22 protein-coding genes are annotated in these 24,925 nt (G+C 72.8%); 14 read left to right on the top strand and 8 right to left on the bottom strand.

All coding sequences use genetic code 11. The annotated features are described in order from the left end of the window. Positions 1 to 129 precede the first annotated feature (129 nt). Positions 130 to 1,560: a trypsin-like peptidase domain-containing protein gene (locus tag ABZY13_RS12165; protein ID WP_356629515.1), complete on the bottom strand. Its 1,431-nt coding sequence runs from the start codon at positions 1,558 to 1,560 to the stop codon at positions 130 to 132. 225 nt (positions 1,561 to 1,785) lie between these two features. Here ABZY13_RS12165 and ABZY13_RS12160 point away from each other — a divergent pair, with 225 nt between their 5' ends. The 3 genes from ABZY13_RS12160 to ABZY13_RS12150 all read left to right on the top strand — a co-directional run bounded on the left by ABZY13_RS12160 (position 1,786) and on the right by ABZY13_RS12150 (position 4,501). Next, the gene (locus ABZY13_RS12160) at positions 1,786 to 2,613 is read left to right on the top strand and encodes a glycerophosphodiester phosphodiesterase (protein WP_356629513.1); all 828 of its coding nucleotides are present in this window, start codon (positions 1,786 to 1,788) and stop codon (positions 2,611 to 2,613) included. A gap of 138 nt (positions 2,614 to 2,751) precedes the next feature. After that, a complete protein-coding gene (locus ABZY13_RS12155) occupies positions 2,752 to 3,390 on the top strand; it encodes an ATP-binding protein (RefSeq protein WP_356629533.1) in 639 nt (212 codons plus the stop codon). A gap of 145 nt (positions 3,391 to 3,535) precedes the next feature. Further along, the gene (locus ABZY13_RS12150; protein ID WP_356629511.1) at positions 3,536 to 4,501 is read left to right on the top strand and encodes a DUF5926 family protein; all 966 of its coding nucleotides are present in this window, start codon (positions 3,536 to 3,538) and stop codon (positions 4,499 to 4,501) included. Between the two features lie 248 nt (positions 4,502 to 4,749). Here ABZY13_RS12150 and ABZY13_RS12145 read toward each other — a convergent pair whose 3' ends face one another. Together ABZY13_RS12145 and ABZY13_RS12140 are read right to left on the bottom strand one after the other, a co-directional pair. Further along, positions 4,750 to 5,427: a hypothetical protein gene (locus ABZY13_RS12145; protein WP_356629509.1), complete on the bottom strand. Its 678-nt coding sequence runs from the start codon at positions 5,425 to 5,427 to the stop codon at positions 4,750 to 4,752. A gap of 237 nt (positions 5,428 to 5,664) precedes the next feature. Beyond that, positions 5,665 to 6,330, bottom strand: coding sequence for a bifunctional DNA primase/polymerase (locus ABZY13_RS12140; RefSeq protein ID WP_356629507.1), 666 nt, complete (start codon positions 6,328 to 6,330; stop codon positions 5,665 to 5,667). 497 nt (positions 6,331 to 6,827) lie between these two features. Here ABZY13_RS12140 and ABZY13_RS12135 point away from each other — a divergent pair, with 497 nt between their 5' ends. Beyond that, entirely contained in the window at positions 6,828 to 8,357 is a 1,530-nt protein-coding gene (locus ABZY13_RS12135; protein WP_356629505.1) for a PP2C family protein-serine/threonine phosphatase, read from the top strand. 84 nt (positions 8,358 to 8,441) lie between these two features. Beyond that, the gene (locus ABZY13_RS12130) at positions 8,442 to 9,926 is read left to right on the top strand and encodes an aminopeptidase P family protein (RefSeq protein WP_356629503.1); all 1,485 of its coding nucleotides are present in this window, start codon (positions 8,442 to 8,444) and stop codon (positions 9,924 to 9,926) included. Between the two features lie 27 nt (positions 9,927 to 9,953). On the opposite strand, the gene ABZY13_RS12125 is transcribed toward ABZY13_RS12130, so the two are convergent. Next, entirely contained in the window at positions 9,954 to 10,406 is a 453-nt protein-coding gene (locus ABZY13_RS12125; RefSeq protein WP_356629501.1) for an ATP-binding protein, read from the bottom strand. Positions 10,407 to 10,590: 184 nt separating this feature from the next. Here ABZY13_RS12125 and ABZY13_RS12120 point away from each other — a divergent pair, with 184 nt between their 5' ends. The 9 genes from ABZY13_RS12120 to ABZY13_RS12080 all read left to right on the top strand — a co-directional run bounded on the left by ABZY13_RS12120 (position 10,591) and on the right by ABZY13_RS12080 (position 20,766). Further along, positions 10,591 to 11,469 carry a hypothetical protein gene (locus tag ABZY13_RS12120; RefSeq protein WP_356629499.1) on the top strand — a complete coding sequence of 293 codons (879 nt, stop codon included), beginning with the start codon at positions 10,591 to 10,593 and terminating at the stop codon, positions 11,467 to 11,469. 118 nt (positions 11,470 to 11,587) lie between these two features. After that, positions 11,588 to 12,373, top strand: a complete 786-nt coding sequence (locus ABZY13_RS12115; protein WP_356629497.1) for a YcnI family protein — start codon at positions 11,588 to 11,590, stop codon at positions 12,371 to 12,373. Between the two features lie 75 nt (positions 12,374 to 12,448). Beyond that, positions 12,449 to 13,105 carry an SCO family protein gene (locus ABZY13_RS12110; protein ID WP_356629495.1) on the top strand — a complete coding sequence of 219 codons (657 nt, stop codon included), beginning with the start codon at positions 12,449 to 12,451 and terminating at the stop codon, positions 13,103 to 13,105. Continuing rightward, positions 13,102 to 13,581 carry a copper chaperone PCu(A)C gene (locus tag ABZY13_RS12105; RefSeq protein ID WP_356629493.1) on the top strand — a complete coding sequence of 160 codons (480 nt, stop codon included), beginning with the start codon at positions 13,102 to 13,104 and terminating at the stop codon, positions 13,579 to 13,581. Before ABZY13_RS12110 ends, ABZY13_RS12105 begins: the two co-directional genes overlap by 4 nt. 13 nt (positions 13,582 to 13,594) lie before the next feature. Further along, on the top strand, positions 13,595 to 15,604 hold the full coding sequence (locus tag ABZY13_RS12100; RefSeq protein WP_356629491.1) for a copper resistance protein CopC: 2,010 nt from the start codon (positions 13,595 to 13,597) through the stop codon (positions 15,602 to 15,604). Between the two features lie 10 nt (positions 15,605 to 15,614). Then, positions 15,615 to 17,048, top strand: coding sequence for an iron uptake transporter deferrochelatase/peroxidase subunit (gene efeB, locus ABZY13_RS12095; RefSeq protein ID WP_356629489.1), 1,434 nt, complete (start codon positions 15,615 to 15,617; stop codon positions 17,046 to 17,048). An 80-nt stretch (positions 17,049 to 17,128) separates the two neighbouring features. Beyond that, positions 17,129 to 18,064 (top strand): prephenate dehydratase, encoded by a 936-nt coding sequence (pheA, locus tag ABZY13_RS12090; RefSeq protein WP_356629487.1) that lies wholly within the window; start codon positions 17,129 to 17,131, stop codon positions 18,062 to 18,064. 606 nt (positions 18,065 to 18,670) lie between these two features. Next, positions 18,671 to 19,948: a serine--tRNA ligase gene (gene serS, locus ABZY13_RS12085; protein ID WP_356629485.1), complete on the top strand. Its 1,278-nt coding sequence runs from the start codon at positions 18,671 to 18,673 to the stop codon at positions 19,946 to 19,948. After that, a complete protein-coding gene (locus tag ABZY13_RS12080) occupies positions 19,945 to 20,766 on the top strand; it encodes an HAD family hydrolase (protein ID WP_356629483.1) in 822 nt (273 codons plus the stop codon). The genes serS and ABZY13_RS12080 overlap by 4 nt, the downstream gene beginning before the upstream one ends. 546 nt (positions 20,767 to 21,312) lie before the next feature. Here the strand turns inward: ABZY13_RS12080 and ABZY13_RS12075 are convergent. From ABZY13_RS12075 to ABZY13_RS12060, 4 genes are read right to left on the bottom strand one after another with little or no spacing between them, the layout of a single operon-like run. After that, the gene (locus ABZY13_RS12075; RefSeq protein ID WP_356629481.1) at positions 21,313 to 22,032 is read right to left on the bottom strand and encodes an ABC transporter permease; all 720 of its coding nucleotides are present in this window, start codon (positions 22,030 to 22,032) and stop codon (positions 21,313 to 21,315) included. A gap of 11 nt (positions 22,033 to 22,043) precedes the next feature. Continuing rightward, complete coding sequence (locus tag ABZY13_RS12070; protein WP_356629479.1) at positions 22,044 to 22,955, bottom strand: ABC transporter ATP-binding protein; 912 nt, start codon at positions 22,953 to 22,955, stop codon at positions 22,044 to 22,046. Next, a complete protein-coding gene (locus ABZY13_RS12065) occupies positions 22,952 to 23,860 on the bottom strand; it encodes an ABC transporter permease (RefSeq protein WP_356629477.1) in 909 nt (302 codons plus the stop codon). The genes ABZY13_RS12070 and ABZY13_RS12065 overlap by 4 nt, the downstream gene beginning before the upstream one ends. Then, a complete protein-coding gene (locus tag ABZY13_RS12060; protein WP_356629531.1) occupies positions 23,850 to 24,848 on the bottom strand; it encodes an ABC transporter ATP-binding protein in 999 nt (332 codons plus the stop codon). The genes ABZY13_RS12065 and ABZY13_RS12060 overlap by 11 nt, the downstream gene beginning before the upstream one ends. Positions 24,849 to 24,925: the final 77 nt, after the last annotated feature.

Here is a 24,925-nt window from a genome sequence, read left to right as displayed (position 1 = left end):
CTTCAGCTGGGTCAGGCGTGTGGTGAGCCCGGACAGGATCCCGGAGGCGTTGAAGGTGTTCCCGCCGCTGGGCAGGCCGCCTCACGGGAGGCGGGGCCCGGTCGTCGGCCGGTGCGGGACCGGCGGCGGTCAGCTGTCGCCGACGCGGGAGCCGAGGGTGACCTCGACGGTGTCGGTCCTGCCGTCGCGCTCGTAGGTGATCTCGACCTTGTCGCCGGGCTTGTGGGTCCAGATCTCGCCGATCAGGGTCGGGCCGCTGTCGATCACCGTGTCGTCCAGCTTGGTGATGACGTCGCCGGGCCGCAGACCCGCCTTGTCGGCCGGGCCGCCCTCCTCGACCGCCTCGGCGCCGCCGGCCCCGGTGTCGGTGATCTTCGCGCCGTCCGTCGTGTCCTCCAGGGAGACCGAAGCGCCGATCTTGGCGTACACCGGCTTGCCCGTCCTGATCAGCTCCTGGGCGACGTACTTCGCCTGGTTGATCGGGATGGCGAAGCCCAGGCCGATGGAGCCGGCCTGACCCGAGCCGAAGCCGCCGTTGCCCGAGGACTGGATCGCGGAGTTGATGCCGATGACGTTGCCCTTGGCGTCCAGCAGCGGGCCGCCGGAGTTGCCGGGGTTGATCGAGGCGTCGGTCTGCAGGGCGCTCATGTAGGAGGCCTGGCTGCCGGTGCCGTCGCTGGAGGCCACCGGGCGGTTCTTGGCGCTGATGATGCCCGTGGTCACCGTGTTGGACAGCCCGAAGGGCGCGCCGATCGCGATCGTGGAGTCGCCCACGGCCACCCGGTCGGAGTTGCCGAGGGGGAGCGGCTTGAGGTCGGAGGGCTTGTTCTCCAGCTTGATGACGGCGACGTCGTAGCCCTGCGCGTTGCCGACGACCTCGGCGTCGTACTTCTTGCCGTCCGGGAAGGTGGCCGTCACCTTGCCGCCGTCGACGGCCTCGGCCACCACGTGGTTGTTGGTGACGATGTGGCCCTCGGTGTCGAAGACGAAGCCCGTGCCGGTGCCGCCCTCGCCGCTGCTGCTCGCCGCCTCGATGGTGACCGTGCTCGGCAGCGCCCGGTCGGCCACCGCCGCGACCGTGCCCGGATCGCGCTTGAAGTCGCCGCCGCTGTCGGTGGCGGCGACGGTGGTGGAGCTGCCGTCGTCGTTCTTGGCGAGGGTGTAGCCCAGCCCGCCGCCGAGGCCGCCCGCGACCAGCGCGGCGACCAGCGCCCCGGCGACCAGTCCGCCACGGCGTCCGCCCTGCCTGGGGGCCTGCGGCTGCGGCTGCACCTGCGGGTACGGCGTCCCCCAGCCGGCGCCTCCGAAGCCCGCCGCGCCGTGCGTCCCGTCCCCGCCCGTCGCGCCGACCGGGCCGGCGTCGGCGTACGACGGGGTGGCGGGCGGCGGCGGAGGCGGCCAGCTCGACTCGGGGGCGCTCCCCGTGTGCTGCGGGGCCGGTTCGGGGCCCGGGTGGGCTGCCTCGGGGGCGTTCTGCGGGGAGGCTGCGGGAGTGTCCACCGGCACGGGAGGTGCGGACGGGGCCGGGGGTACCGCAGTGCCCTCGTTCTCGGTGCTCACAGCTTGTCTCCTCGATCACGGTCCACGGCTGGTGCTCGCGTGTGCATGTGTATGCCGTCAGCTTTTCCCACGAGCCGTCAGGGCACCATAAGCGGTTCCTGTGGGTCCCCGACCATCCTTTATATAGGACCTGTACGACTAATGGGGCGCATCTCCAGCGCGCCCGGACGCCCGCACGGCGTCTCCGCTCCCACGGCTACCCCGTCCCGGTGGCACCATGACGCAGTGACCCACGCACGCCGGCACCGTATCCAGGTCGTCGCCCACCGCGGCGCGTCCGAGGACGCCCCCGAGCACACCCTGGCCGCGTACCGGAAGGCCATCGAGGACGGGGCGGACGCCCTCGAGTGCGATGTCCGCCTCACCGCCGACGGCCATCTGGTCTGCGTCCACGACCGCCGCGTCGACCGCACGTCCAACGGGCGCGGGGCGGTCTCGGCCCTGGAGCTGGCCGATCTCGCGGCGCTGGACTTCGGCTCCCGGCGGAACCGGGACGCCTGGCGGGGACGGAGCGAGGAGCCCGACTGGGAGCACCGTCCGGAGGACCCGGCGGATACGTCCGTGCTCACGCTGGAGCGGCTGCTGGAGCTGGTCGCCGACGCGGGGCGGCGGGTGGAGCTGGCCGTCGAGACCAAGCACCCCACGCGCTGGGCGGGCCAGGTCGAGGAACGGCTGTTGCAACTGCTGAAGCGGTTCGGCCTGGACGCCCCGGCCTCGCCGGAGGAGTCGCCGGTGCGCGTGATGAGCTTCTCGGCGCGCTCGCTGCACCGCGTCCGCGCGGTCTCGCCGACCCTGCCGACCGTCTATCTGCTGCAGTTCCTTTCTCCCAGGCTGCGTGACGGACGGCTGCCCGCGGGTGTCCGGATCGCGGGCCCCTCCATCCGGATCGTGCGCCACCACCCGGGATATGTGGAGCGGCTGAAACACGTCGGTCATCAGGTGCACGTGTGGACCGTGAACGATCCCGAAGACGTCGATCTCTGCGCCGACCTGGGCGTGGACGCCATCATCACCAATCGCCCGCGCGCGGTGCGGCAACAGCTCGGCGGCTGATTCTGCACGCCTCTTGACCCGGCGGCGAGGGGTCCAGCATCCTCCAACCTCGGCCACACCGTCGAAATCCAGCCACGCGACAACCGTTTCCTCACAGGGTGTGCTCCGGCGCGTTCGGTCCGTGTTCGAGTGTGTCGAATACGTCACCGAACGGGGATTGGCCGGTTTCCGGTACAGGCCAAGGGGGCATCCACACCGTGGCGTGGGGCGAAGGAGGTCTCGGGGGTGGCGTTGGTGGTGGCACAGGAGGTGCCCACGTCGTCGAGCATGGCCGTGCCCCATGGCCCTGCGGGCGTGGGGAGGGCGAGGCGCCGGATGCGCGACGAGTTGCGCAGGGGAGGCGTGGCGGAATCGGTCGTCGACGACGCCGTACTGATCCTTTCCGAACTGCTGAGCAATGCGTGCAAGCACGGACGGCCCCTGGGCGACGCCCCGGCCGGGGACGGCGACGTCCTGGCCGCGTGGCGCGTCGATCCCGGCGGCAGACTCGTGGTCGAGGTGACGGACGGCGGCGGACCGACCCGTCCCGCCCCGGCGACTCCGTCGGTCACCGCGCACGGCGGCCGGGGGCTGAACATCATCACGGCGCTGGCCGACGACTGGGGCGTGCGCGACGACGCCCGCGGCGAGGTCACCGTCTGGGTGGTGGTCCACGACGACGTACACGATCCGGACGCCGGACGGCGCCGCGACGACTTCGCCACGCGGGTCACGGCTCCCCCGGTGTCGGCCCTGCCCGGCCTGGACTTCGCGGACGTCTTCGACGACCTGGACTGACCGGACCGGCACGACGACCGCGACGAAGCGAACCGGCGACGACCGCGGCCGAAGCGGACCGGCGACGACCTCGCTGAAGCGAACCGGCCATCCCGAGGGACTAGGCTCCCGCCGTACCAGACGAGCCGTTTCCGGGAGACCCCACATGGCCAAGAAGCGACCCCAGACCAAGGCCACGCGCCCGCAGCTCACGGACGGGGAGATCCCGGTCGTCGGCGCCCGTGAGCCCTGCCCCTGCGGCAGCGGGCGCCGTTACAAGGCCTGCCACGGACGGGCCGCCGCCCAGGCCGTGACCGAGCTGGTGCACCGCCCCTTCGAAGGGCTCGCCGGCGAGTGCGACTGGGTGGCCCTGCGCGAGCTGGTCCCCGCGGCCACCGCCCCCCTGACCCTGAAGGACGGCCTGCCCGAGGGCGTCCCGTCGGTCACGCTGGCCACGGTGCTGCCGATGGCGTGGCCCGCGCTGCGCCGTGAGGACGGCTCGGTCCTGCTCGGACTCCAGAACGACACGGCGTCCGGCGACATCAGCCGCGACCTCGCCGACACCCTGCTGCGCGCGCTGGAGGCGAAGCCCGGCACGCCCGTGCAGGGCCGCCGCGCCCCGGCCGACGGGCCCCGGCTGCAGGACCTGCTCGACCCCGAGGCCGCGCTGGAGCCGGCCGTCCACGAAGGGTTCGAGTTCTGGGTGCCCGACGCGCAGAACGCCGCGCCCGAGGTGAGCGCCTCCCTGGAGCGGGCCAACGCCGCCGCCATCCCGACGGTCAAGCTGCGCGGCGTCGACGCCGCCTACTGGTGCGAGACCCCGGACAAGAACCACCTGCGCTGGGTCATGCCCCACCCCGAGGAGCAGCTTCTGGACGCGCTCGCGCGGCTGCACGCGGCGGGCCGTTCCTCCCTCGGCGAGGGCACCCGCCTGGTCGGCTCGTTCCGCGCGCACGGCCTGACCGTGCCGGTCTGGGACCTGCCGAGCGGAATGTCGGCCGACGACACCGAGAAGCCTGCCGCCGAGTTCGCCGAGCGGCTGGCCGCCGCGTTGGCCGTGGAGGCCCCGCTCACCGCCGACGAACGGCGGGCCCGCGGCGGGCTCACCAACCGGCAGGTCACCCTGAGCTGACGCGCCCGGCCCGCGGGCGGCCGGTTCCGGTCCCTTCCGGCCGAACTCCCGTCGCCCGCAAGCCAGTCGGTGTCCGAATAGCCGTGGAAAACCTGAGACGGAATTTGCGAACCGCCGATCTCTTGTTACCGTTCCAGTAGCCCGGTTGCTGGTGCATCCCCCGTCGCCAGCAACCGGGTCTTTCCATGTGCGCCGCCGCTCGACAGTGGACGCCGGGTGCCAACTCCCGGCAGGACCGCGCCAGTTGCTCAGCCGCCGGGCCGTGGGTCGCTGCCGGAGCGCAGCAGCGGCGGGCCTTCCTCACCCCGCCGCGCGATCTCCACGACCGCCGAGTACCGCGCCGGTCCGCCCCGGGTCCGCTCACGGGGCGTCTCACAGCTCGCCGGCTCACCGCCGGCGCCCACCACGCACCGCGTCCGCGCCACGGGCCCCAGCGGCCCCGTCAGGCTCAGCACGGCGTCCAGGTCGTTCCCGCCGGTGTTGCGGTAGGCGGCGCGCGCCCAGATCCGCTCGCCCTGTGCCATGACGCACGCCTGTGCCTCCACCCCGGCGGGGGAGACGGCCGCGGGCCCGCACCGGGCGGCGGTGGCCACCCCGAGGCCGAGCAGACCGCGCCCCGGATCGCCGCTCGGGGAATCCCGTACGGCGGTGGGGTCCGAGGCGGGCTTGGCGTCGGGGTCGACGGCGGACGCGGCGCCGCCGTCCCGGGCCGCCTCCGCGGTGCGCGGGATCGCCGGGGAGTCCTCGGCACCGGAACCCGGGGAACCCGCCGTCCCCGCGGAGCCCTCGGACCTCCCGGGCCCCATGGCATCCGCGGAACGTGCGGAACCCACGGAATCCCCGGACTCCACGGAGGCCGACACCAAGGAAAGCGTCAGCGCGCACGCCACGGCGGCGCCCGTGAGGGCGATCAGGCGAAGGTTCATGGCCGGGACTCTAACGACGGGTCCCGGCCGCCCGGCCCGGGTGCGCCCGACACCCCCAGGGGGTGTCTGCCAAATGAGCGCGGGAGAAGGAGCGGCTTCTGGCGCGTGCGATCGCAAGGCGCCGGGCCGCCCTCGTAGCGGAGCTACCAGGGCGGTTCGGCAACGCGGCTGGGGGTGCCCCCTCTGGGGGAGGGCGTGCCAGAAGCCGCGACGCCGCGGGCATTTGTCAGACACCCCCTAAAACTCGGGAGCGCTCACGCCCGTACGGGTGAGGGCCTCGACCACCGCGTCCACCACGGCCTCCACGTCCGGCAGCCAGGGCGAGGCCGATCCGGGCAGCGGGGCCCGCTCCCAGCGGATCGCGCCCCGGCCGGTCTCGGACGGGGGCAGGGCGAGATAGCCGCCCTCGCTGTGGAAGCGCAGGGAGCCGGGGACGAAGTCCTTGGCGTAGAGCAGCTCGCCGAGCTGCTCCATGGAGTACGGCCGGACCAGTACCGCCCAGCGGTCCGGCGAGGCGACGACGGGGCCGAGCCGCATACCCATGCGGTCCAGCGCCTCCAGGGCGCGCGCCGCCGCGGGGGCCGGGAGGCTGACCGCGCACGGAGCGCGACCGCCGGTGGCCAGGACGACGGGCGCCGTGGGCCGGTTGGTCCACCACCAGCGCACCATGCGCTCGTCGGTCGTCGCCGCGAGCAGGCCCGGATCGAAGGGATGGGCGCCGGGCACCGTGCACTCCGGGTCGGGGCAGCCGCAGCGGTCCCGGCCCTGCGGGTCCGTCCCCACGCCGGGGAGGACCGGCCAATTCCATTCCGTCGCGAAGGTCAGGGCCGCGCTGATCGCATCAGGCCTCCCGCCTTTCCGCCGGGACAGGAGCCTGCGTCGCTTTCCGGGGATCTCGCGCATGAGCGCTCGTCCTTTCCGTTGCACGCCGGCAACACCGTGGATCACATCATGTGTCGATCACTTCACTGTGCGTACCTGTTGGCGCATCACACCCCTGCTCTGAAGCACGGGGAACCCCTGGGGGTCGATCGCCGGCCGCGTCCGCGGCCGACACGTCCATACTGCGTCGGGCAAGAGCATGGGCGTGGCGTGGGGTGGCGAAGTGTGGCGCTTGCCGTCTCGCGTATTTCTCTTCGCCGCCGTCACGGGAGGATGGGGCTCGGTCGTCGGTGGCTAAGACGCCCGGGTCCGTCACCAGGTTCCGGGTGGCCCCCAACCACCCCTGGCCTTCTCCGAGTACGTACCCATCACGACCGTTGTGACGCGCCGTCGAGCAAGCCCAGTCGACCGCAATGAGGCGTTACCCGAGGCAGTTTTCAGCCAACTTCCGTTTTATGCAAGACATCCGCTCGAAGTGTCCGCGTCGACCGTGGGACACCAGGAATCCCGGCAGGACAATGCTGGACATCTCCTCACGAGTGCGTGTACATGTGGAGACACTGCTGGCGGCGCAGAATGACATGGGGGTTTGCGATGCTTTTGAGCAGAACGCACCGGTCGGAAAGCCGGTCGACATGAACGCCCCGCACCCTCCGAAAGTGGCCGGAATCGATTCAACGGTTCCCTCCCCCGCCCACACTGCCGCGCCCGCGTCGGCGGCCCCTCCCACCGCCGCTCCGGTGCCGGCCGCCGTCGCCACCGGCCCCGGCGCCCTTCTCCAGGACCGGCTCGCCGGCTGGGTCTCCGACCTCACCACGCTGCACGAACTCACCGAACGACTGACCCGTACCAGCGCCCTGGGCGACGCACTGGACGAACTGCTGCGCGCCGGCGCCGCCCTGGTCGGCGCCGGGCGCGGACTGGTCGTCCTCGAACCGGCCGACGGTCTCGGCCCCCGCACGACCCTCGGTTTCGGCCTCGCCGCCTCCGACCTCGGCCACCTGGAGACCGTCCCCAGCGGCTCCCTGCCGTACGGCGACCTGCTCGACGTCCCGGCCGGACCGCCCGGCGACGCCCGCGACGTCGTCCACCCCGACCTGTTCGCCGAGGACGGGCTCGACCCCCGCCACCGCGAGGTCGCCGTCCGCCTCGGGTACGCCGCCAGTTACGCGCTCCCCCTGTCCACCGAGTCCGCCGGCCGCATCGGCGCCGCCGTCTGGCTGTACGACGAACCCGCCGAACCGCTCGAACGCCAGCGCCATCTGGCCGGCCTCTACACCCGGCACGCCACCGACCATCTGGCCCGGCTGCTGGAGGTCGAACGCACCCGCGCCGCCATGGCGACCATCGCGGGGGAACTGCTGCCCTCCCGGCTCCCCCGGGTCGGCGGCGTCCAGCTCGCCGCCCGGCACCGCACCGGCCCGCGCGGCGGCGGCGACTGGTACGACGCGCTGCCGCTGCCGGACGCCGCCCTCGGTCTCGCCGTCGGCTCCGTCACCGGGTCCGGGCCCAGCGCCGTCGCCGCGATGGGCCGGCTGCGGGCGTCGCTGCGGGCGTACGCCGTGATGGAGGGCGAGGACCCGGTCGCCGTGCTGTCCGACCTGGAGCTGCTGCTGCGGCTGACCGAGCCCGCCCGTTCGGCCACCGCCCTGTTCGCCTACTGCGAGCCCGCGCTCGGCCGGATCACGCTGGCCGGGGCCGGGCACAGTCCGCCGCTGCTGATCGGGGAGCGGCGCACGGAGTTCGTGGAGACCTCCGTCTCCGCGCCGCTCGGGATGCTCGCCTGCTGGGAGGCGCCGGGCGTGGAGGTGCAGGCCGAACCGGGAGAGACGGTTCTGCTGTACACCGACGGGCTGCTGCACCGCACCGGCGACACCACCGACCGCGCCTTCGCCAGGCTGCACGCGGCGGCGGCCGGGCTCTCCCGCGCCAAGCGGCGCGACCCGGAGGCCGTCGTCGACCATGTGCTGCGCACGGTGCTGCCGGACGGGCTGGACGAGGCCGACAGCGCGGAGGACGTCGTCCTGCTCGCCGCCCGGTTCGAGTGAGCGCGCGGGCGTCCGGCCGCCCCGGAGCCTGACCGCACGAACGTACGATGGGTGAGGTCCAGTGCCGTACCTAGGAGGATGACCGTGGCGGAGGAGCTCACGCCGGAGACCCCGGACGCCGTTCCCGACGATGCCGCTGACGCAGCGGGCGAAGAACCGATCAAGCAGCGGAAGAACGGACTGTACCCGGGCGTGTCCGACGAGCTGGCCGAGAACATGAAGTCCGGCTGGGCCGACACCGAGCTGCGCGACCTGCGGCCGATCGCCCAGGCCGCCGAGACCGCCGCCCGGCGCGCCGCGCTCTCCGCCCGCTTCCCGGGCGAGCGCCTGGTGATCCCCGCGGGCAGGCTGAAGACGCGCTCGAACGACACCGAGTACCCCTTCCGTGCCTCGGTCGAGTACGCCTACCTCACCGGCAACCAGACCGAGGACGGCGTCCTGGTCATGGAGCCCGTCGACGGCGGCCACCGGGCGACCCTCTACCTGCTGCCGCGCTCCGACCGGGCCAACGGCGAGTTCTGGCTCGACGGCCAGGGCGAGCTGTGGGTCGGCCGCCGGCACTCCCTGACCGAGGCCGAGAAGCTGTACGGCATCCCCGCCTCCGACGTGCGCGAGCTGGCCGGCGCGCTGCGCGAGGCGACCGGCCCGGTGCGCGTGGTGCGCGGCCACGACGCCGGCATCGAGGCCGCCCTGACCGACAAGGTCACCGCCGAGCGGGACGAGGAGCTGCGGGTCTTCCTCTCCGAGATGCGGCTGGTCAAGGACGACTTCGAGATCGGCGAGCTGCAGAAGGCCGTCGACTCCACCGTGCGCGGCTTCGAGGACGTCGTGAAGGTCCTCGACAAGGCCGAGGCGACCAGCGAGCGCTACATCGAGGGCACGTTCTTCCTGCGCGCCCGCGTCGAGGGCAACGACGTCGGCTACGGCTCCATCTGCGCCGCCGGCCCGCACGCGACCACCCTGCACTGGGTCCGCAACGACGGCCCGGTCCGCTCCGGCGACCTCCTGCTGCTGGACGCCGGCGTCGAGACGCACACGTACTACACCGCCGACGTCACCCGCACCCTCCCCATCAGCGGCCGCTACAGCGAGCTGCAGAGGAAGGTGTACGACGCCGTGTACGACGCCCAGGAGGCCGGAATCGCGGCGGTGAGGCCGGGCGCCAAGTACCGCGACTTCCACGACGCGGCGCAGCGGGTGCTGACCGAGCGGCTGGTCGAATGGGGCCTGGTCGAGGGCCCGGTCGAGCGGGTGCTGGAGCTGGGGCTGCAGCGCCGCTGGACCCTGCACGGCACCGGTCACATGCTCGGCATGGACGTCCACGACTGCGCCGCCGCGCGCACGGAGACGTACGTCGACGGCACGCTGGAGCCGGGCATGGTGCTCACCGTCGAGCCGGGCCTGTACTTCCAGGCCGACGACCTGACCGTGCCGGAGGAGTACCGGGGCATCGGCGTGCGGATCGAGGACGACATCCTGGTGACGGAGGACGGCAACCGCAACCTCAGCGCCGCCCTGCCGCGCCGGTCGGACGAGGTCGAGGAGTGGATGGCCGCGCTCAAGGGCTGAGCGGCCGCACCGCCTCGGGGACGCGGGTCAGGACGCCGCCACCAGGGGGGCGTCCTCCCGCCACTTGAGGATCTTGTCGAAGCTCACCACCGCGCCGGACCGGTCCGGCTTGTCGCCGATGTGGACGTGGTCCGCCAGCTGTTCGATGAGGCACAGGCCGCGGCCGTGCTCGGCGTCCGGGCGGGGGGAGAGGGTGCGCACCTCGGAGCGGCCGAAGCCGGGTCCCGAGTCGGTGACCTCGATGCGGCACTTCTCGCCGTCGAGGTAGGCGGTGACGCGGTAGGCGCCCGAGCAGGAGCGGTCCTGCCCCCCGCCGCCGTGCTCCACGGCGTTCGCGCAGGCCTCGGTGAGGGCGACGGACAGGTCGTAGGAGATGTCGGGGTCCACGCCCGCGGTCTCCATCGTGCCCAGCAGCAGACGCCGGGCGAGCGGCACGCTGGCAGCCTCGCGCCGCAGATGGAGTGACCACCAGATGCTCATGCTCCAGCCTCCTGGCCGCGGCTCGACATACCGTTACGTATTACCGCCCGTGGCCGTGCGTAAGCGCGCCGGCGAGGTGACGCCGCCCATATGGCAGAAGCGCGCGAGGGGCGGCCGGTGTATGTGAGGCAGGTGTGACCCGGCCGTAGGCAACGGGCGCGGCCGGTGCGATGATGTCCCCGCCATGACTGCCCCCCACCCGTGCACGGCGCGCTCCGGAGCCGGACTCCGGACCCTGCGGGCCGCGGTGTTCGCCGCGGTCTGCGTCGTGCTGGCCGGAGTGGGGCACGCCCTGGCGTCCCACGCGTCGGTCCCGGCGTGGACGCTGGGCGCCGGCTTCCTCGGGGTCTTCGCGGTCGCCGTGCCGTTCTGCGGGCGGGAGCGCTCGCTGCCGGGCATCGCGGCGCTGCTCGCACTCGCGCAGGGGCTGCTGCACATGCTGTTCGGCCTGGGGCAGCACGGGGCGGCCCCCGTCCCGGCTCCGGCGGCCTCCGCGGGCGCGGTGTCCGACGCGGCGCTCGTGGAACAGGCCGCGCGTTTGCTGTGCGGGACCACCGCGGCGGCGATCAGCCCGACGCAGGCCCAGCGCGTCCTCACCGACGCCCGGCTCTATCCCGGGGCCGTCCCGCACACGGGGCACCGGCCTGCGGCGGACGCCGTGTCCACGGCCGCCGACGCCTCGGGGGCGCTGCTGCCGTCCCTGCCCATGCTGCTCGGCCACGTTCTCGCGGCCGTCGTCGCGGGGTGGGTGCTGCGGCGCGGCGACCTCGCCCTGCTGAGGCTCGCCGAACTGTCCGCGCACTCGGCGCACTCCGTCGCCGAGGGGGCGCTCGTACGGGCGCTGCGCGGGGCTCTCGCCCTGGTGCGCGCCCTGTGCGCCGGGCTCCCGACCACGCCGGACGCCGGTCCGCGCCTCCTGCGCGCGCCCGAGCCGACCCGGCCCGAGCCCCGTACCACCGCACTCCAGCACACGGTGATCCGGCGCGGTCCGCCGGCCGCGGAGCCGTCGTACGGCCCGTACCGCCCCCGCGGCGCGTACGGCTCGTTCGGCCTCGCCGCCTGACGCGACGCGACCGTCCGCTCCACCGCGCTTCCCGCGGGTCCGGGAGCCGGAGGGCGCCGTCGCGCGTACCTCCGTGCGTTCACCGGACTACCTCATTCGAAGTGGAGTGCCCACCACCATGAAGCTTTTCCGTCTCGCCGCCGCCTGCGCCGTCGCCGCCTCGACCGTCGTCGTGCTGTCCTCCCCCGCGCTCGCGCACGTCACCGTGCAGCCCGAGGGCACCGCCGCCAAGGGCGGTTACGCGGTGGTCGACTTCCGCGTCCCCAACGAGCGCGACAACGCCTCGACGGTCAAGCTCGAGATCACCTTCCCGGCCGACCACCCGCTGGCCTCGGCGCTGCCGGTGCCCGTCGCCGGCTGGGACGTCAAGGTCGACAAGGCCAAGCTGGACAAGCCGCTCGAGGTCCACGGCCGGCAGATCACCGAGGCCGTCAGCAAGATCACCTGGACCGCCGAGGGCGACGGCGTCCGGCCCGGCTTCATGCAGAAGTTCCCGGTCTCCGTCGGCCAGCTGCCCGAGGACGCCGACGAACTGGTCTTCAAGGCCGTGCAGACGTACTCCAACAAGGAGGTCGTCCGCTGGATCGAGGTCCCGCAGGAGGGCCAGGAGGAGCCCGACAGCCCGGCGCCCGTGCTCGCCCTGTCGGAGGCCGCCGACGGTCACGGCTCCAGCGGCTCGGACGACGACGCCGCCGAGTCGGAGGCGGCGTCGGAGCCCACCTCCGGCGCCGAGGCCGAGGCCGAGGCCGACGACACGGCCGACGCAGCCAACGCCTCGGCCGACGCCGGGTCCAGCGACGACACCGACACCACCGCCCGCGTCCTCGGCATCATCGGCATCGTCGTCGGCGCCGCCGGCGTCGCGTACGGGGTGCTGGCCGGGCGGCGTCGGACCACCGCCTGAGCCCTCGCTCCATGACGGCGTGCGCCGGGTCGACCCCGGCGCACGCCGTGCACCTCACATCTGGGACATTTTTCTATGCGCACCAAGACCCTCGCCGCGGCGGCGCTGCTCGCCGCGGCCACCCTGACCCTCTCCGCCTGCGGCAGCGGCGACGACGAATCCGGCGGCACCCCCGTCTCCGTGGTCTCCGAGGAGCCCGGTTCCGACAAGGCGGCCACCGTCCTCGACCAGCCGTTCGACAAGCCCGACCTCGTCCTGACCGACACGGAGGGCGAGGAGTACGACCTCCGCAAGGAGACCGCCGGCAGGCCGACGCTGCTCTACTTCGGCTACACCAACTGCCCCGACGTGTGCCCGCTGACGATGAACAACATCGCGGTCGCCAAGAAGCGGCTGTCCCCGGCGCAGCAGGACGCGCTGCGGGTCGTGTTCGTCACCACCGACCCCGAGCGGGACACCCCGGCCGCGCTCGGCAAGTGGCTCAAGGGCATCGACGCCGACGTGGTCGGGCTGTCCGGCGACTTCGACGCCATCCAGGCCGGCGCCCGGACCGTCGGCATCTCGATCGACCCCCCGCACAAGGAGAAGGGCGAGATCGTCTCCATGCACGGCACCCAGGTCATCGCGTTCTCGCCGAAGACCGACGCGGGGTACGTGCTGTACGGGGAGGACGCCACCGTCGACGACTACATCAAGGACCTTCCCAGGATCGTCGAGGGGAAGAACCCGTGAGGCGCCGGACGGTCCGGGAGCCGGTGCTCGCGGGGACGCTCGCCGCGGCCCTGGCCCTGGCCGCGGCCGGCTGCTCCGGCACGGACTCCGGCTCCGGCGGGAGCGCCCCGCGGATCTCCGTCAGCTCCGCCTACATGCCGCAGCCGGTGTCCGACTCCCTGGCCGCGGGCTTCCTGACGATCGTCAACGAGGGCGGTACGGCCGACCGGCTGACGTCCGCGCACAGCGACGTCGGCGAGGTGACCGTGCACGAGACCGTCGGGCAGGCCATGCGGCGGGTGGACCGGCTCACCGTCCCGGCGGGCGGCAGGCTCGTGCTGGAGAGCGGCGGCAACCACCTGATGTTCGAACAGCTCACCCGCAAGCCCAGGCAAGGAGAGACCGTCACCGTCGAACTGCGGTTCGCCGAATCCGGAACCGTCACGGTGAAGATGCCGGTCAAGCCGGCGACGTACAGCCCGAAGACCGCGCACTGAGGGAGGGACCACCTTGACGCAGACCATCGCCCCCCGCGTCCGGAGCCTGGCACTGCTGCTCCTGGCCGCCGTCGGCCTGCTCCTGTCGGGCGCCACGCCGGCCTCCGCGCACGCCGCGCTGACCGGCAGCGACCCCCGGCAGGGGGCGGTGGTCGACAAGGCCCCCGTACAGGTCTCGCTGACCTTCTCCGAGGCAGTCTCGCTCTCCGACGACTCCCTGCGCGTCCTCGACCCCAAGGGCGAGCGGGCCGACACCGGCGAGGCCGTCAACAGCGGCGGCACGACGTACGCCGTGCGGCTGCACTCGGGGCTGCCCGACGGCACCTACACGGTGTCGTACCAGGTCGTGTCCGCCGACAGCCATCCCGTCGCCGGCGCCTTCACCTTCTCCATCGGCGCGCCCTCCGCCACCTCCGTCACGGTGTCCGAGCAGTCGGCGGACGGCGGGGTCGTGGGCCGGGCGTACGCGGTCGGGCGGTATCTGTCGTACGCCGGGTTCATCGTGCTGGCCGGCGGCTCCGCCTTCGTGCTGGCCTGCTGGCCGCGCGGCGCCGGCGTGCGGGCGGTGCAGCGGCTGGTCGTCGCCGGGTGGCTGACGCTCACCGCGTCGACGCTGGCCCTGTTGCTGCTGCGCGGCTCGTACACGACGTCCGGGAAGCTCGGCGACGTCATCGACCCGGACCTGCTCGGCGACGTGCTCCAGACCAGGACGGGCGCGGCACTGGTGTCCCGGCTGCTGCTGCTCGCGGCGGCGGCGCTGTTCATCGCCGTGCTCTTCGGGACGTACGAGAAGCGGGACGACGAGGAGAAACGGGACCTGACCTTCGGGCTGGCGCTCGGCGGGGGTGTCGTGGCGGCCGGGATCGCGGCGACCTGGGCGATGTCCGAGCACGCCTCGACCGGCATTCAAACGGGCATCGCGATGCCGGTGGACATCGTCCACCTGCTGGCGGTCGCCACCTGGCTCGGCGGTCTGACCGCGCTGCTGCTGTCCCTGTACCGCGCGCCCGCCGGCATCCCGCTGGAGACGGCCGCCGTACGGCGCTTCTCGCGGATCGCCTACGGCTGCGTGGTCACCCTGGCCGCGACCGGCGTCTACCAGACCTGGCGTCAGGTCGGCACCTGGTCGGCCTTCACGGACACCCGGTACGGGCAGCTGCTGCTGGTGAAGATCGGGCTCGTGGCGCTGATCGTGGGCGTGGCGTACACCTCGCGCCGGTGGACGCGGCGGCTGGCGGAGCAGCCGGTGACGGAGGCGTCGCCGGTTTCGAGCACGGCGGAGTCCGGGGCGGAGGCTTCGGGGGCGTCCGGGGCCGAGGTCTCCGGGGCGTCCGGGGCCGAGGCCGACGAGCCCGTCGCCGTGGGATCCGTGGCCGTGGCGGAGGCCGGGGAGGGCGGTGCGCGGGACGCCGACGGCCCGGGCTCCGAGCGGGCCGCTCAGCTCGCCCGGCAGCGGGCCGCGATGGACGCCGCCCGGCGGAAGCGGGCGCGGGACGCCGACCCCGGCAGGTTCGGGCTGCGCCGCTCGGTGCTGGCCGAGGCCGGGATCGCGGCCGTGCTGCTGACGGTGACCACGATGCTGACGTCCACCGAGCCGGGGCGCACGGCGGAGGAGGCCGCGGCGGCCACGTCGGCGGCGCAGTCGTCCTCGCCGTCCTCGTCCCCGTCGGCACCCGCGAACGGCGTGGTGACCCTGGACCTGGCCTTCGACACCGGCGGCAAGGACGGCAAGGGCGTCGTCCGCATCGACGTCACCCCCGCCCGGACGGGCGCCAACACCCTGCACGTCTACGCGGAGCGGCCCGACGGGCAGGCCTTCGACGTGCCCGAACTGAAGATCGCCTTCACCCTTGAGGCCCAGGACCTCGGGCCGCTGCCCGTCGTCCCCGACCGCATCACCACCGGACACTGGACGGCGAGCGGTGTGCAGATCCCCATGGCGGGCGACTGGGAGGTCGCCGTGACCGTGCGGACCTCGGACGTCGACCAGGTGACCGTCTCCAAGAACGCGAAGATCGGCTGAACGAACCACGATGGCTGACAGGACAACGGGCAGGGCCGCGGACCAGACCCCGGGCACCGCATCGGGCAAGGCTCCGGGCAGGGCACCGGGCAGGGCCGCGAACAGCACCGCGGACACCACCGCGAGCGGCACGGCGGGCCGGCGGGGCGTCGCCGCGGCGAAGTCCCGGCCCTCCGCCACCGCCGTCGCCTCCGCACCGGCGTCCCCGGAGAACCGCGGCGCCGGCGCCGGCCTGTCCCGGCGCCAGGTGCTCGGCACCGCCGGGGCCACCGGGCTGGTGCTCGGCGCGGCGGGCGCCGCCGCCGGGTACGCGGCGGCGCCCTCGCAGGCGACCCCGCTCGCCTCGCTCGGCGCCGAGCAGGTGCCGTTCCACGGGAAACACCAGCCCGGCATCACCACCCCGATGCAGGCCCGCGGCCACCTCGTCGCCTTCGACCTCGCGGCCGGCGCGGGCCGCAAGGAGGCGGCGGCCCTGCTGCGCCGCTGGTCGGAAACGGCACGCCGATTGATGGCCGGCGAGCCGGCCACGCAGGACGACACGGACGTGGCCCGCGACGCCGGCCCCTCCTCGCTGACCGTCACCTTCGGCTTCGGGCACAGCTTCTTCGCCCGCACCGGACTGGAGGGGCGGCGCCCGGTCGCCCTCGACCCGCTGCCCGACTTCTCCTCCGACCGGCTCGACAAGACCCGCAGCAACGGCGACCTGTGGGTGCAGATCGGCGCGAACGACGCCCTGGTCGCCTTCCACGCCCTGCGCGCCATCCAGAAGGACGCGGGCGGCGCGGCCAGGGTCCGCTGGCAGATGAACGGCTTCAACCGGTCCCCGGGCGCCACCGCGCACCCCATGACCACTCGCAACCTCATGGGCCAGGTCGACGGCACCCGCAACCCCAAGCCGACGGAACCCGACTTCGAACAGCGGATCTTCGTCCCGGAGTCCGGCCCCGACCACCCCGCGTGGATGGCGGGCGGCTCCTATGCCGTCGTACGCCGCATCCGCATGCTCCTCGACGACTGGGAGCGGCTCTCGCTCAAGGAGCAGGAGGCCGTCATCGGGCGCCGCAAGTCCGACGGGGCGCCGCTGTCCGGGGGCGGCGAGATGACCGAGATGGACTTGGAGAAGACCGACGCCGCCGGCGATCCGCTCGTGCCCGTCAACGCGCACGCGCGCATCACACGGCCCGACCAGAACGGCGGCGCGGCGATGCTGCGGCGGCCGTTCTCGTACCACGACGGCTTCGACGCGGACGGCACGCCGGACGCGGGGCTGCTGTTCATCTGCTGGCAGGCGGATCCGCTGCGCGGCTTCGTCACCGTGCAGCGGAAGCTGGACCGCGGGGACGCGCTGTCGAGGTTCGTCCGGCACGAGGCGAGCGGGCTGTTCGCGGTGCCGGGCGGGGCGGCGGAGGGCGAGTATGTGGGGCAGGCCCTGCTGGAGGGGTGAGAACGGCCCGGAATCACCCTCCGGAGGAGTCCTCGTGAGACGGGCGGTCCGCCCGGCCGCGAGCCCATTAGGGTGAGGTCATGCCAGCGAGCTATGCCTATCTCGGTCCCGAGGGCACCTTCACCGAGGTCGCCCTGCGCACGCTTCCGGAGGCGGCGACCCGGGAGCTGATCCCGTACGTCTCGGTGCAGTCCGCCCTGGACGCGGTGCGCGGCGGCGAGGCCGAGGCCGCGTTCGTGCCGATCGAGAACTCCGTCGAGGGCGGCATCACCACGACCCTCGACGAGCTGGTCGCGGGCGAGCCGCTGATGATCTACCGCGAGGTGCTGCTGTCGATCACCTTCGCGCTGCTGGTCAGGCCGGGCACCAAGCTGTCCGACATCAAGACGGTCACCGCCCACCCGGCCGCGCAGCCGCAGGTCCGCAACTGGCTGCAGGCCCATCTGCCGGACGCCGCCTGGGAGTCGGCCGCCTCCAACGCGGACGGCGCCCGCCTGGTGCAGGAGGGCCGCTACGACGCCGCCTTCGCGGGCGAGTTCGCCGCCGCCCGGTACGGTCTGGAGGCGCTGGAGACCGAGATCCACGACGCGGAGAACGCGCAGACGCGGTTCGTGCTGGTGGGCCGCCCGGCCCGGCCGGCCGCGCCGACGGGTGCGGACAAGACGTCGGTGGTGCTGTGGCAGCGCGACGACCATCCGGGCGCGCTGCGGGATCTGCTGGGCGAGTTCGCGACCCGGGGCATCAACCTGATGCTGCTGCAGTCCCGGCCCACGGGCGCGGGCATCGGCAACTACTGCTTCTGCGTCGACGCCGAGGGGCACATCTCCGACCGGCGGGTGGCCGAGGCGCTGATGGGGCTGAAGCGGATCTGCCTCCAGGTGCGGTTCCTGGGCTCGTATCCGCGCGCGGACGCGGTCGCCGGGGATCTGCGGCCGCCGTTGCCGGGGACGTCGGACGCCGAGTTCGTCGCCGCGTCCGACTGGGTGGCGCGCTGCCAGGACGGCCGGTTCCAGTAGCACTGGTGGCAGGAGCCACAGGGGTCACAGCTGCCCCTGCGTGCACCCTCGTCCCGCCTGCAACACTGGTCCTACCTGCATATTTTCGTTATCCACAGAAGTTATCCACAGGTCCGCTTCTCGACCTGGGGACAAGTCGACAGCGACAGGGGGTCGAGTCGACAAATCAGTCTGCGGCGCCTTGGGCCGGCCACCGGGGGGCCGGGAGCCCGTCGTCCACTCTTTTCCTTCGGATAACCCTTTGGGGCGACTCATTTCCACTCGAACGTGAGCGTAAGGGGAGTTTCCGCCGGGAATCTTCGAGGTCGTCCCGCACTTGCGGGGTGATCAATGGCGGCCAATTCGGAAGTCCACAGATCTTCCGCACAGCCTGTGGATAACTTTTCGCGGGATGTGGATCCAAGCCCACCCCTGTGGACGAGAAGGGCGCCAAGTCCGGGTGCCCACAAGGGAATCCGGTCAACCGGCCGCCTTCCGGCTGCTTCGATCCGGGTACCGGCAAGATCTTTATTGACTGCGGTGGACAATTAACGCATACCCTGACGGAAGCCGCACCTCGGAATAGTGAGTCGTGAGCGCTCACCCCGCACCGGTAGCCTTGATCCCGTGATTGACCTTCGCCTGCTCCGTGAGGACCCCGACCGTGTGCGCGCGTCCCAGCGCGCCCGAGGAGAGGACGTCGCGCTCGTCGACGCCCTCCTGTCCGCCGACGAGCGGCGCAGGTCGTCCGGCGTCCGCTTCGACGAGCTGCGCGCCGAGCAGAAGTCGCTCGGCAAGCTGATCCCCAAGGCCGCCGGGGACGAGAAGGCCGAGCTGCTGAAGAAGGCGAGCCAGCTCGCCGCCGACGTCAAGGCCGCCGACGCCGAGCGCGACGCGGCCGACGCCGAGACCCAGGAGCTGCTCCTCAAGCTGGGCAACCTCGTCCACCCGGACGTGCCCGTGGGCGGCGAGGAGGACTTCGTCACCCTGGAGACGCACGGCACGATCCGCGACTTCGCCGCCGAGGGCTTCGAGCCCAGGGACCACCTGGAGCTCGGCCAGCTGCTCGGCGCCATCGACGTCGAGCGGGGCGCCAAGGTCTCCGGATCGCGCTTCTACTTCCTCACCGGCGTCGGCGCGCTGCTGGAACTGGCCCTGGTCAACGCCGCGATGGCGCAGGCCGGCGAGGCCGGCTTCACGCCGATGCTGACCCCGGCGCTGGTCCGCCCGCAGTCGATGGCCGGCACCGGCTTCCTCGGCCAGGCCGCGCAGGACGTCTACCACCTCCCGGCCGACGACCTCTACCTGGTCGGCACCTCCGAGGTCGCGCTCGCCGCCTACCACATGGACGAGATCCTCGACGCCGAGCGGCTCCCGCTGCGCTACGCGGGCTTCTCGCCCTGTTTCCGCCGCGAGGCCGGCTCGCACGGCAAGGACACCCGCGGCATCTTCCGCGTGCACCAGTTCGACAAGGTCGAGATGTTCTCCTACGTCGCGCCGGAGGACTCGCAGGCCGAGCACCAGCGGCTGCTCGCCTGGGAGAAGCAGTGGCTGAGCGCGCTGGAGCTGCCGTTCCGCGTCATCGACGTGGCCTCGGGCGACCTCGGCTCCTCGGCCGCGCGCAAGTTCGACTGCGAGGCGTGGATCCCGACGCAGGGCAAGTACCGCGAGCTGACGTCGACGTCGGACTGCACCGAGTTCCAGTCCCGCCGGCTGCAGATCCGCTACCGCGAGGGCAAGCAGGTGCGCCCGCTGGCCACGCTCAACGGCACCCTGTGCGCCGTGCCGCGCACCATCGTGGCGATCCTGGAGAACCACCAGCAGGCCGACGGCTCGGTGTACGTGCCCGAGGTGCTGCGCCCCTACCTCGGCGGCCGAGAGGTGCTGGAGCCGGTCGCCAAGTGAGCGCCGCCTTCCCCTACCGGCTCGTCGCCACCGATCTCGACGGCACACTGCTGCGCTCCGACGAGTCGGTCTCGCGGCGCACCCGGGACGCGCTCGCCGCGGCCACCGCGGCGGGCGCCGCGCACATCGTCGTCACCGGGCGCGCGGTCCCCTGGACCCGGCACATCCTGGACGACCTCGGATACCGGGGCCTCGCCGTCTGCGGACAGGGCGCGCAGGTGTACGACGCCGGTGAGCACCGCCTGCTGACGTCGGTGACGCTCGACCGGCAGCTCGCCGGGGTGGCCCTGGCCAAGATCGAGGCCGAGGTGGGTCCGCTGTATCTGGCGGCGAGCCGGGACGGGCTGGACGGCGAGGTGCTGGTCGGGCCGGGGTACGCGGTCGTCGGCAGGCTGCCCGCTACGCCCTTCACGGACGCGGCGGACCTGTGGGCCGCGCCGCTCAACAAGATCTACATCCAGCATCCGACGCTGACGGACGACGAGCTGGCCGAGGCGGCCCGCCGGTCCGCGGGCGGCTTCGTCACCGTCGCCATGGCCGGCGAGGGCATAGTGGAACTGCTGCCGCTGGGCCTGTCCAAGGCCACGGGGCTCTCGCTGGCGGCCCGGCGCCTCGGTATGAAGGCCGCGCAGACCATCGCGTTCGGCGACATGCCCAACGACGTCCCGATGTTCGGCTGGGCGGAGCACGGCGTGGCGATGGCCAACGCCCACGAGGAGCTGAAGGCCGTGGCGGACGAAGTGACGTCCTCCAACGAGGAGGACGGGATCGCGGTCGTGCTGGAACGGCTGCTGGACGCGGGCGTGGCGGCCGGCTGAGACGGCCCGGACCGGTGACAGGACTGGACCGAGGCGGTCGGCCGAGACGCCGGGGATCGGCGGCCTGACGGACGGACCGGGGCGATCGGCCGAGACGCCCGGGATCGGCGGCCTGACGGGCCGGACGGGAACGGTCGGAGCGAACGGCGCACACGCGGGAACGGCGGAAAGGGCGGCCCACGCGGGCATGTGCCCGCGTGCTCGAAGCGGCCGCCCCCGGGCAGCCCCCCGTGCGCGGCGGTCTCGACGGAGCGTCGGCGCTGCTCCGGAGGCCGCCGTCGGCTGCCCTGCCGGCAGGCCGGAGGACCCGGCGTTACCGGTGCCACCACTGTGCCGGTGCCGCCGGGCCGGCCGCCACTCATTAAGACGGGCCGCTGTCCATGGGAAGCCGCGTCCACTGGGAGAGGTAGCACCCATGGAGACAGGTCGCAGCCATGGAGACCGGCCGCACCACCGGAACGTGGCCGGCCGGGAGGCGGCCCCGACTCGGCCGGGACGCCCCCCGACGCCCCGGCCCACCGGCGGACCCGCCCCCGCGTGCGGGGCCTACTCCTCGCCCGCCAGCGTCAGCGTCCGCAGCTTCTGGCCGGCGAACCAGGTGGCCAGCACCGTGACCGCCACCAGCAGCACCGTCGCCGTCGTCAGCCCCACGTCGGAGGTGATGAGCGAGCCGTCGCCGACCTTGTGGGCGACGGCCAGCGACCACTGCTGGACGCTGAGCGTGCGGGCGCCCGGCACCAGGGAGCCGAACAGCGCCTCCCACACCAGCGCGTAGACGAGGCCGAAGACCACGGCGTGCCGGGACACCGTGCCCAGCAGCAGGAACAGCGCCGCGTACGCGATGGAGGCGACCAGTGCGGCCACCGTGTAGGCGACCGCGATCTGCTGGCCGTTGCCGTTGAGGATCAGGCCCGCGACGAGCGTGGGCACCGCGGAGAAGACCATCGTGACGGCGACCGCGACGATCAGCTTGGTGAAGATGATCGTCGGCCGTTTCAGCGGCTTGGACAGCAGGTACACCACGGAGCCGTCGTCGATCTCCGGGCCGATCGCGCCGGTGCCCGCGATGACGCCGATGATCGGCACCATGGTGGCGAGCGCGATCCCGCCGAGCAGGTCGGCCGCGGTCTGGTCGTCGGCGCCGGTGAGGGCGCGGACCACCACGGAGATGACGATGAGCAGCAGCGGGAGTCCGCCGAGGATGAGGGCCCGGCGGCGGCCGAGCAGGGCCCGGTAGGTGAGCCGGGCGACTGTGGGGTCGTACATTTTTCGGCCTCCTACGCCGTGACCAGGTAAGAGAACACGGACTCGAGGGACTCGTCGGACGGCGAGACCGTCAGCAGACGGATGCCGTGGTCCTTCGCCACCCGCGGCAGCAGAGCGGTGAAACGGCCGAAGTCGACGGCCTGGATGCGCAGTGCGCCCTCCGCGAGGTCCACCTCGATGCCGGACGTCGACGGGTCTGCGATCAGCGCGGCGGCCAGGGCCCGGTCGTCGCTGGAGCGCACCAGGTAGCGGTGCGGCCGGTCGGTCATCAGGCGGCGGATTCTGCGGAAGTCGCCGCTGGCCGCGTGCCGTCCGGCGACGACGACCTCGATGTGGCGGGCGAGCTGCTCGACCTCCTCCAGGATGTGGGAGGAGAACAGCACCGTGCGGCCCTCGTCGCCCATCCGCCGCAGCAGGTCCATCAGCTGCATGCGCTGGCGCGGGTCCATGCCGTTGAACGGCTCGTCCAGCAGCAGCAGCGACGGCTCGTGGACCAGCGCGGACGCCATCTTCACGCGCTGGCGCATGCCCTTGGAGTACGTGGCGATCTTGCGGTCCTGCGCGTACTCCATCTCGACGGTGGCCAGCGCCTTCTGGGCGGCCTTGGCGCCGAGGCCGTGCAGTTCGGCGTTGGCGACGACGAACTCGCGGCCGGTGAGGAAGTCGTACATCGCCTCCCGCTCGGGGACGATGCCGATGTGCCGGTAGATGTCCTCGTTGCGCCAGACCTGCTGTCCGTCGAGGGTGACGGTGCCGGTGGAGGGGGCGAGGAAGCCGCCCATCATGTTGATCAGGGTGGACTTGCCGGCGCCGTTGGGGCCGAGCAGACCGGTGACGCCGGGGCCGATGGTCATGGTGATGTCGTTGACGGCGACCACGTTGCCGAACCAGCGGGAGACATGGTCGAGGGAGAGCGTCGTCACAGTCCCACCTTCTTGTAGCGGCGGATCATCAGGCCGTAGCAGGCGGCGATGAGGCCGAGGGTGACGAGGACGTGGACGACGCCCTCCGCGCTGCTCGGGCCCACGCCGCCCGGGTACGACGACGGGGCGCCGAGGAAGGCGGACTGCACGCCGTCGATGAGGGTCGTCGGCGAGAACAGGCCCATCCAGGCGATGGCGTCCGTGGTGCCCTGCGCGTCGGCGATGGCCTGGAGCGTGGAGACGGCGCCGTAGCTGATGGTCAGCACGGCGATCACGGCGGCGATGCCGAAGCCGCGGCGCGGGGTGACCGAGGCGACGACCAGACCGATGCCGGCGAGGAGGAGGGAGAGCAGTGCCACCGAGACGAGTCCCTGTGCGAATCCCTTCGTCTGGTCGGTGAAGTCCAGCTTGGCCAGCAGCGCGCCCACGTAGAGCACCAGCAGCGGCATCGCGGTGAGGACGAACAGGGCCGAGGCGAGCGCCGCGTACTTGGCTCGGACGTAGTCGGCGGTCTCGATCGGCCGGGAGAAGTACAGCGGCACGGTCTTGAAGCGCAGGTCCCGCGAGACGGCCTGCGGCGCCTGGGAGCCGACGTAGAGGCTGATGACGGCCTGCATCACGATCGCGTACTCGGTGTACTCGAGCGGCAGTTCCTTCGCCTTGGTGGCGACGGCGACGGCGACCATGATGGCCGCGGGCACGCACATCACCACGAACAGCAGCATCGGCAGCACCTTGGTCTTCGCCGAGCGGCCGAGTCCGTAGGCGCCGCGCAGGGACTGCGAGTACAGCGAGCGGCGGGCGTAGGCGCGGCCGAGGCGGGGTCCGTCGTAGCTGCGGTAGCCGATGTTGTGGATGCGGGACTGGTCGCCCGCGGGGGTGGTCAGGGGCTGCTCAACCGCCATGGCCGACCGCCTCCTTCCGCTGTCCGTCGCCGTTCGTGCCGTTCGCGTCCGCCGCCCCGGTCCCGTCGGTCCGGAAGACCTCCGAGATGTGGTGCCGGCGCTGTTCCATGCGCACCAGGCCGAGGCCGAGGTCGGCGATCACGTCCCGGACCAGGTCGTACGTCTCCTCGCCCTGGCTGGTGAGCAGCAGGACGTGGCCGGCGCCGGGCAGTCCGCTGCCGTCCTCGACGCCGACCCCGCGCGCGTGCAGCGCCTCGCGCACCGCGCGTGTGCCGTCGGGGTGCTCGTCGGAGTCGGTGACCTCGACCGCCAGGGTGGTGGTGATCTGGGTGAAGTCGGTGGTGGAGCTGGAGCGCAGCAGCTTTCCGCCGTCCACCACGACGACGTGGTCGCAGGTCCGCTCCAGCTCGCCCAGCAGGTGCGAGGTGACCAGCACGGAGATGCCGAAGTCGGTGTGGATGCGGCGGATCAGGCCGAGCATGTCGTCGCGGCCGACCGGGTCGAGGCCGTTGGTCGGCTCGTCCAGGAAGACCAGCCGGGGGTCGTGGACGAGGGCCTGGGCCAGCTTGACGCGCTGCTTCATGCCGGTGGAGTAGCCGCCGATGGGACGGTAGCGCTCCTCGTAGAGGCCGACGTGGCGCAGCGTGTCCGCGGTGCGCTCCCGCGCGGCCGTCGGCGGGAGCCCGGACATGCGCGCCATGTGGACGACGAACTCGGTGGCCGAGACGTCGGGCGGCAGGCAGTCGTGCTCGGGCATGTAACCGACGCGCTCGCGGATGGCGGCGCCCTCGGTGGCGACGTCGAGTCCGAGCACCTCGGCACGGCCCTCGGACGCGGGGGACAGACCCAGCAGGATCTTGATCAGTGTGGACTTGCCGGCCCCGTTGGCTCCGACGAGTCCGGTCACACCGGGCCCGACGTCCACGGAGAGCCGGTCAAGCGCGGTCACCCGGGGGAACCGCTTGCTCAGGCTTTCGGTCACGATCACAGTCACGACGTCGACGGTAGTGACACGGACCACGCCGGTCGTCAGCCCGGAGAGCCGTCTTGTCTCCGACCTCAGAC

It is taken from the genome of Streptomyces sp. NPDC006610, from assembly GCF_040611575.1.
GTDB lineage: Bacteria > Actinomycetota > Actinomycetes > Streptomycetales > Streptomycetaceae > Streptomyces.
The sequence above is the reverse complement of the archived record's forward strand: the minus strand, read 5'-3'. Positions and strand labels throughout refer to the sequence as shown.

Bases quoted from the DNA above. Each gene is read 5' to 3' on its own strand.
- ABZY13_RS12150 (WP_356629511.1), top strand. From the start codon at position 3,536: ATGGCCAAGAAGCGACCCCAGACCAAGGCCACGCGCCCGCAGCTCACG.
- ABZY13_RS12145 (WP_356629509.1), bottom strand. From the start codon at position 5,427: ATGAACCTTCGCCTGATCGCCCTCACGGGCGCCGCCGTGGCGTGCGCG.
- ABZY13_RS12140 (WP_356629507.1), bottom strand. From the start codon at position 6,330: ATGCGCGAGATCCCCGGAAAGCGACGCAGGCTCCTGTCCCGGCGGAAA.
- ABZY13_RS12135 (WP_356629505.1), top strand. From the start codon at position 6,828: ATGCTGGACATCTCCTCACGAGTGCGTGTACATGTGGAGACACTGCTG.
- ABZY13_RS12125 (WP_356629501.1), bottom strand. From the start codon at position 10,406: ATGAGCATCTGGTGGTCACTCCATCTGCGGCGCGAGGCTGCCAGCGTG.
- ABZY13_RS12120 (WP_356629499.1), top strand. From the start codon at position 10,591: ATGACTGCCCCCCACCCGTGCACGGCGCGCTCCGGAGCCGGACTCCGG.
- ABZY13_RS12115 (WP_356629497.1), top strand. From the start codon at position 11,588: ATGAAGCTTTTCCGTCTCGCCGCCGCCTGCGCCGTCGCCGCCTCGACC.
- ABZY13_RS12110 (WP_356629495.1), top strand. From the start codon at position 12,449: ATGCGCACCAAGACCCTCGCCGCGGCGGCGCTGCTCGCCGCGGCCACC.
- efeB (WP_356629489.1), top strand. From the start codon at position 15,615: ATGGCTGACAGGACAACGGGCAGGGCCGCGGACCAGACCCCGGGCACC.
- pheA (WP_356629487.1), top strand. From the start codon at position 17,129: ATGCCAGCGAGCTATGCCTATCTCGGTCCCGAGGGCACCTTCACCGAG.
- ABZY13_RS12075 (WP_356629481.1), bottom strand. From the start codon at position 22,032: ATGTACGACCCCACAGTCGCCCGGCTCACCTACCGGGCCCTGCTCGGC.
- ABZY13_RS12065 (WP_356629477.1), bottom strand. From the start codon at position 23,860: ATGGCGGTTGAGCAGCCCCTGACCACCCCCGCGGGCGACCAGTCCCGC.